The 6,380-nt window shown below is 45.8% G+C and carries 6 protein-coding genes; 3 read left to right on the top strand and 3 right to left on the bottom strand.

What is annotated here, in order from left to right:
* Nucleotides 1–79: 79 nt before the first annotated feature.
* Together NIES593_RS10120 and NIES593_RS10115 are read right to left on the bottom strand one after the other, a co-directional pair.
* Nucleotides 80–496: a secondary thiamine-phosphate synthase enzyme YjbQ gene (locus tag NIES593_RS10120; RefSeq protein WP_073599463.1), complete on the bottom strand. Its 417-nt coding sequence runs from the start codon at nt 494–496 to the stop codon at nt 80–82.
* Nucleotides 497–502: 6 nt separating this feature from the next.
* The gene (locus NIES593_RS10115; RefSeq protein ID WP_073599462.1) at nt 503–934 is read right to left on the bottom strand and encodes a DUF1824 family protein; all 432 of its coding nucleotides are present in this window, start codon (nt 932–934) and stop codon (nt 503–505) included.
* 420 nt (nt 935–1,354) lie between these two features.
* Between NIES593_RS10115 and NIES593_RS10110 the strand changes: the two genes are divergently transcribed.
* From NIES593_RS10110 to mscL, 3 genes are all read left to right on the top strand, one after another.
* Nucleotides 1,355–2,776, top strand: a complete 1,422-nt coding sequence (locus NIES593_RS10110; protein WP_073599461.1) for an LCP family protein — start codon at nt 1,355–1,357, stop codon at nt 2,774–2,776.
* Between the two features lie 4 nt (nt 2,777–2,780).
* Nucleotides 2,781–3,293, top strand: coding sequence for a pentapeptide repeat-containing protein (locus NIES593_RS10105; RefSeq protein ID WP_073599460.1), 513 nt, complete (start codon nt 2,781–2,783; stop codon nt 3,291–3,293).
* A 92-nt stretch (nt 3,294–3,385) separates the two neighbouring features.
* A complete protein-coding gene (gene mscL, locus NIES593_RS10100; RefSeq protein WP_073599459.1) occupies nt 3,386–3,811 on the top strand; it encodes a large conductance mechanosensitive channel protein MscL in 426 nt (141 codons plus the stop codon).
* A 23-nt stretch (nt 3,812–3,834) separates the two neighbouring features.
* Here mscL and NIES593_RS10095 read toward each other — a convergent pair whose 3' ends face one another.
* Complete coding sequence (locus NIES593_RS10095) at nt 3,835–6,300, bottom strand: WD40 repeat domain-containing protein (RefSeq protein ID WP_073599458.1); 2,466 nt, start codon at nt 6,298–6,300, stop codon at nt 3,835–3,837.
* Nucleotides 6,301–6,380: the final 80 nt, after the last annotated feature.

Genomic DNA, 6,380 nt, shown 5'->3' with positions numbered 1-6,380 from the left:
AAGTAGGAGTAATTCTAGGAGGCGCGGGTCGGTGAACAGGGAATCCCCCGCTACACCGCGTTTGTTAGCGTGTGGAGGTTCAATCTCCATAAATCGTGACAATAATTTGACGCTGACGAGGTTTTACATCGCATTCGAGATGAAAAATTTGCTGCCAAGTTCCCAATTCTAGCCTTCCATTTCGCACGGGAACTGTTAGAGAAGGACTTAAGATTGTTGCTTGCAGGTGAGAATGCCCGTTGCCATCATGCCAAGTTTGTTCGTGTCGGTATTCCCGACTGGGTGGGATGAGTTTATTGAGGATTTCTGGTAAATCTTTTTGTAGTCCTGGTTCAAATTCAATTGTGCCAATGGCAGCCGTACTACCGATATTAAAAATATGAGCAATCCCTGTCCTAATCCCTGAATTTTTCACGATGCGATCGACTTTATCGGTCAGATCGTGCATATCTCCATTTGGTTTGGTGGACAGAGAAATCTGCTCTTGATGAACCATAATTCCTTAATAATTACTAAATAAATCCAAAGGAAAATGACCGTAAGTTCCGACTAGGGTATCATTTTCGGATTGACAAGAAACGAGAACTCCTCGATAGCTTCCTGTATAAGAGTCGAGGTAATAAGACATTTTTTGTGTATTGAATTTGAGATAAATTGCACCTTGAGTTTCAGCAATGGAAGTGGGTTCAAAATTTGTGTCATAACCCAACGCTTGTAAATAACTGGATAGGGCGGCAAAACCTTCTTTAGCATTATCGGCACAAATGCCTAAATTTTCGTATTCCGATAAGCTAGTCACTAGCAGTAACGCTTGACGAAGTTGCTCTCTATCTGCCTGTGACTCGACTGTTTTAAGCTGAACGCAACTATATTCTTTGAGAATTTTAAGAGCTTCTTCAACAGTTAGATTGGTTGATTGTTGTTGAGCACTCATAGAATTTTTGAGAAAAATAGCTAAGATTAGTCTGTCTGAGAAGTATTTTTAGAAAAATAAAGCGAGTCTCAGTGTAAGACTGGCTTTTAGTGGGGTTGCACGACGCGATCGCAATCGAAATAAGTTACATAAATAACAGTGTAACCTGTGACGATTTCCGATCGCTGGAGAAACTTTTGCTCGCTTTGTCTATCGTCTCACGTTCTAAGAGAAAAGTGTGGGGAGGGTGGGAGACAAGGGAGATAGGGGGACAAGGAAGCAGGAGAAGAAGACAAACTACTAACCACTAACAAATGACAAATGACCAATGACCAATAACAAAAGACAAACAAACGGAACTTTTTAGAATTTTTTGCTTCTAGCGATCTAAATGTCATCGTTCCAGCATGGTGAGCGCTGGTTAAGGGGTGTGAGGTAAACATGGGAAATAGTGTAGAAAGATTTCCTAGAAATTCTGGTGAGCGATCGCAAAAAACAAAAAATCCCACTCCACCTCAAAAACCGAAGCGATTGCCTCCCTTTTATCTAGGAATCCTCTGGGGAGGAATGGTAAGCTTCACAGCAGCTATTTCTGCCATCGTGGGGGCTTCGATCGCTTTAGTGAGTCCTTCCTCTCTCAATCTCGTTCGCATCGTCCAAAACGCCAAATTTCCCCTAGCTAAAGCAACCAATCCGTCTGCCGATGAAAGTTGGCGATCGCTGCTGCAACATAGTTTGTCACGCCCCATCAATATTCTAGTCATGGGGGTCGATCGCGTTCCCAACGCCCCTAAAGGCAAGCCAGAATCTTTTTCAGGTTACAGCGATACCGTGCTGCTACTGCGCGTCGATCCCAGCGCTCGATCGCTACGGTTATTATCGATTCCCAAGGATAGCCGCGTGGAAGTTCCCGACGCTAGCTTTACTAAAATCAGTCAGGCGAATCTGCATGGTGGTCCCGCTTTAGCCGCCAGAGTCGTCAGTCGATCGCTCAATGACGTAGCGATCGATCGCTACGTGCGAATTACGACTGATGCGTTGCGGGAATTGGTCGATTGGGTTGGCGGGGTTGAGGTGTACGTGCCTTATTCGATGTCCTACCGAGATACAGCGCAAAATCTGGAGATCGATTTGCAAACAGGCTGGCAAACGCTCAATGGCAAGCAGGCAGAAGAATTCGTCAGGTTTCGGAGCGATCGCGACGGTGGCGATCTCGGACGAGTGCAGCGACAGCAAATTTTTTTAAAGGCATTAAAAAAACGCCTTTACAATCCTTCCGTACTCCCTCGCCTTCCCCAGGCGATACAAATTCTGCAACAGCAGATCGACACTAACCTCTCTCTAGAAGAAATGCTTGCCCTAGTCAGTTTTGGAAAGGATTTAAACGAGGAGAATCTCACTATGGTGATGCTGCCGGGAAGTTTTAGCCAGCAAAAGAAATCCGATGCCGAGAGTTACTGGATTATTGCCGAGAAGGAACGCGATCGCATTGTAGATGAATACTTCGATCGCGCTGCCCAATCTCCACTAGCAGCAATCGACCCCTATAAAGTCAAAATTGCCATTCAAAATGCTACTAACGATCCTGGTTTAGCCAATCGCTTTCTAGACTATCTAACTCAGAAACAGTTTCAAAAGGTCTATTTAACGGAAGGGTCGCCAGAACTGTTGGGAAAAACTGAAATTATCGCCCAAACGGGAAATTTAGAAGCTGCGAGCATCTTGAAAAGTAACTTAGGGGTCGGTAAAGTAGAAGCATCGTCTACAGGCGATCTCGATTCTGATTTAACCATTCGCCTTGGAGCGGATGCCAAACAGTTGCTTGTAGGTGACAGCTTCCTCAAGAAATCAGAAACTAATTAGATCGATGACGTTCAGAACCCTAATTTGGCGTTTGCTAGGATTGCTAGGACTGTTGCTGCTAGCAGGATTGTGGGTACTGTTGGATGCTAGCCCCGTCTTAGCGCAAGATAAAGTCGTTAACTACACCTACGCTCAACTGGCAAATCAAGACTTTTCCCACAAAGATCTGGCAGGTGGGGTTTTTGCTGCCGCCGATATGCGAGGCATTAATTTTGAGGATTCCGATCTCTCCAATACGATTCTCACTGAAGGAGTCCTCTTGGGCGCTAATTTAAAGGGCGCAAACCTGACAAATTCTCTGATGGATCGGGTGACTTTAGATTTTGCCGATTTGACCAATGCGATTTTTGTCGATGCGATCGCTACTCGGACTCGTTTCTACGACACGACGATTACGGGAGCAGATTTTTCCGGGGCGGTACTCGATCGCTACCAAGCTAAACTATTGTGCGATCGTGCCGATGGCGTTAATCCCATCACGGGCATTTCGACGCGAGCGAGTTTGGGATGTCAATAAAATTCACGAATCAATTTAACTCAAAAAATCGTCTATTTCTTCGTCGGTTCATAGTTTAAGCTTTAGGAAAAACGAATTGAAGGAATAAAACTATGGCAAGAAGAAGAAGAGTCAGCGGATTCATGAGAGATTTTCAGGAGTTCGCGCTCAAAGGCAACGTGGTCGAGTTGGCGATCGCAGTCATTATTGGCGGTGCTTTTGGCAAGATAATTACCTCTTTTGTAGAAGATATCATCATGCCATTGATTAATCCGCTTGTGTCAATGGCTGGAGCGGACTGGAGAACGATAACCATTCCTCCAGGAATCGCCATTGGTAAGTTCCTTGGCGCAGTCGTTGACTTTATTATTATTACTTTTGTCTTGTTTTTAGCCATTCGCGCCATTACCAGATTCAAACGACAAGAAGAAGTAGCGGCACAAGAAGAACCAGTGCTAGATCCTGCCCTACAGTCTCAAGAAAGACTGACTAGCGCAATAGAAAGATTGACAAAAACCATCGAATCGCAGGGCGGATAAGCAATAGCAAGTTCTGTTGAATTTTAGGAAGCTGCGATCGCAAAGCGAGGTTCGCTATCGCACAAAATCTCTAACTTAGCTTGCCAAATCCGAATCGTCTTGTCCTCACTGTAACTGGCTAAGGTTTGTCCATCGGGACTGAGAGCGATCGCCCGAACCGCTCCCCGATGGCCCGCGAGCGTCTGAAGCCGTTTCCCAGTCTGAATATCCCAAATCCGAATCGTCTGGTCCTCGCTGCCACTGATGAGATGCTGACCGTGAGGACTGAGGGCAACAGCGTTGACTGCACCTGAGTGACCTGTAAAAGTATGCAGCAGTTTTCCTGCTGGCAAATCCCACAATTTGATGGTTCCATCGTCGCTGCCACTGACAAACCTTCGTCCATCCGGCGCGATCGCCAGCGCTCTTACGCTGCCTTGATGACCTGTCAGCGTGTGGATTAACTTTCCCGTCCGCAGGTGCCAAATTCTGATACTTCTGTCTTCACTGCCACTGAGAAGAAACTGACCGTCGGCACTCAGGGCGATCGCGTAAACCCAAGCTCGATGCCCAAAAAGCGTCTGAAAGGATTCTCCCGTCTGTAAGTCCCAAAGTTTAATTTTATGGCTGCCACTGGCAATAAAATAGCGATTGCTGCCGTTTTCCCAAGGACTGATGGCAAGGGCGCGAATTGGCTGTTTGTGACCCAATAGCGTTCGCTGAAGTTTTCCCGTTAGCAGATTCCAGATTTTGATGTAGCTTCTGTGCTGGGTTTTCTCGCTACTGACGAGGATCTGTCCGTTCCAGTTGAGGGCGAACGCCAACACTTTTCCTTTTTGTCCCGTCAGCGTTTGACTGACATAAGGTTGCCAACTTTTTCGCTCGTGCTGCCACAACTCAACCGTTTTGTCATTACCGCTACTGACTAGATATTTTCCATCAACACTAATGCCAAGGAACGCGACTTTGTCTGCCGCGCTAATGGGGGATACTTCGCCTTTTGATGGCGGATCCTCCTCCCACTTCGTGAAAGTATGACTCAGAACAAAACTGGTTTGTCGATTGAGTTGATGGTTATTGCCTTGCTGTGCGATCGCCTTGAAAAGCTCTTCTAGTCGAACACCCCCCCATTCGTCGCCAATATCTGACAGACAGGATTTGAGAGTTTTTAAATAGTTAATATCTCTCCCCGTCATCGTTGGCGGTATGGCTTCCGACTCTTGGAGATCTTCGAGTCGAGACAATTGATGCAGCTGTAGCCATCGTTCGAGGGAGTAATTAATTTGCTCTTTTGCCAAATCGCGATCGCCAAGGTGGATCGAACTGCGAGCAAGCTGTAACGTTAGTTCTGGGATGGTTTCGGGACAATTTTTGCCGATCTCTTCTAAAATCTGAGGATAAATTGAGATTGTCGCTTGGATGACAGATTGAAAGCTCGGTAGCCCAGAAGCCTCTTGGGTTAATTGAGGCAGCCACTCAGGGAAACGGGGGGGTACATTCTCTTTGACAAGATAGTGAAAATCGACTACCCATCCGGCGATCGAACAGTAACAAATCCCTAGCAATTGACACAAATCTTCCCAATCTTTTCGATTCAATTGGTAAAGGAATCTTAATTCCCCAAGCGCGATTCCCGTACTTTGCAACGCTTCCGCTTCTTCGAGAATGGCTAGGTTAATTGCATTATCTCCGCCGAGACGCTTGACTTGTTCGGCATTTTTTCCTAACGCTAGCAGTCGGTTTCTCGTGTTTTTCCACGTTCTGGCGCGATTTTTGGCAGACTCTTCTAACAAGGATTTGTAAGGGAGTTTTAGGAGCGTTTTATAGTAATAGTTTTCCTGTTGTGAACTCCAGTAAGCTAAGCGAACGTTAAGAAAATCTCCTTCTACTTCTGATTCTAAAATTAGGCTAGGAGCCGCTCTGAGCATCCAAAACAGCGCTTTAATGCTACACTCTCCCCGAACCTCTTGGCTCTTCCAAACGCCGTCTAAAAATTCTGTGGGTCGATCTTGACTGCGCAGGGGATAGTGTTGATTGAGAAATTCTCGCAGTTGTTGCGCTAATTTTTGTTCGATTTCTCGCGCCTCTAATCTATCTGAGGGAAACTGTGGCGGGGAAAGAAAAATTCTCAGGGGAGGGAGACCATTGGGATGAGAAGCGTCGAACAGTTGAGCGGGCAATAGTCGCAGGGGCCAATGTTCGAGGATTTGGTAAATTTCCGGCAGTTGGAGCATTGTCTGTCGCGATCGCTCGGCTATTTGTAGGAGGGCTAGATTTTCTGATTCTAAGCGTTGCTCTTTGGCATTTGAATCAGTAAATTCGTCTAATTTTTTAAAAATCCCGATAACATCTTCAATTCCTAGGGAATTCAGTAGGTTTCTCGCCTGATTTTGCTGCTCGTTTTTGATTTCGGCTTGAACCTTATCTAACAAGCTACTCGTGCCGGCATAGACTAAGGTTTTGACGACAGGTTTAGCTACTTGCACTAATAGATTAACCCATTGCTCCATAAAATCCTTTCAATTTAAAGGTGAGACGAGAGAAAGAGCTAGCGATCGCCGCTCAAATTTTCCTCAGCAATTGATAATTA

Origin of the sequence: Hydrococcus rivularis NIES-593 (genome assembly GCF_001904635.1) — a bacterium.
GTDB classification, from domain to species: Bacteria; Cyanobacteriota; Cyanobacteriia; order Cyanobacteriales; family Microcystaceae; genus Hydrococcus; species Hydrococcus rivularis.
The sequence above is the reverse complement of the archived record's forward strand: the minus strand, read 5'-3'. Positions and strand labels throughout refer to the sequence as shown.

Bases quoted from the DNA above. Each gene is read 5' to 3' on its own strand.
- NIES593_RS10120 (WP_073599463.1), bottom strand. From the start codon at position 496: ATGGTTCATCAAGAGCAGATTTCTCTGTCCACCAAACCAAATGGAGAT.
- NIES593_RS10115 (WP_073599462.1), bottom strand. From the start codon at position 934: ATGAGTGCTCAACAACAATCAACCAATCTAACTGTTGAAGAAGCTCTT.
- NIES593_RS10110 (WP_073599461.1), top strand. From the start codon at position 1,355: ATGGGAAATAGTGTAGAAAGATTTCCTAGAAATTCTGGTGAGCGATCG.
- NIES593_RS10105 (WP_073599460.1), top strand. From the start codon at position 2,781: ATGACGTTCAGAACCCTAATTTGGCGTTTGCTAGGATTGCTAGGACTG.
- mscL (WP_073599459.1), top strand. From the start codon at position 3,386: ATGGCAAGAAGAAGAAGAGTCAGCGGATTCATGAGAGATTTTCAGGAG.
- NIES593_RS10095 (WP_073599458.1), bottom strand. From the start codon at position 6,300: ATGGAGCAATGGGTTAATCTATTAGTGCAAGTAGCTAAACCTGTCGTC.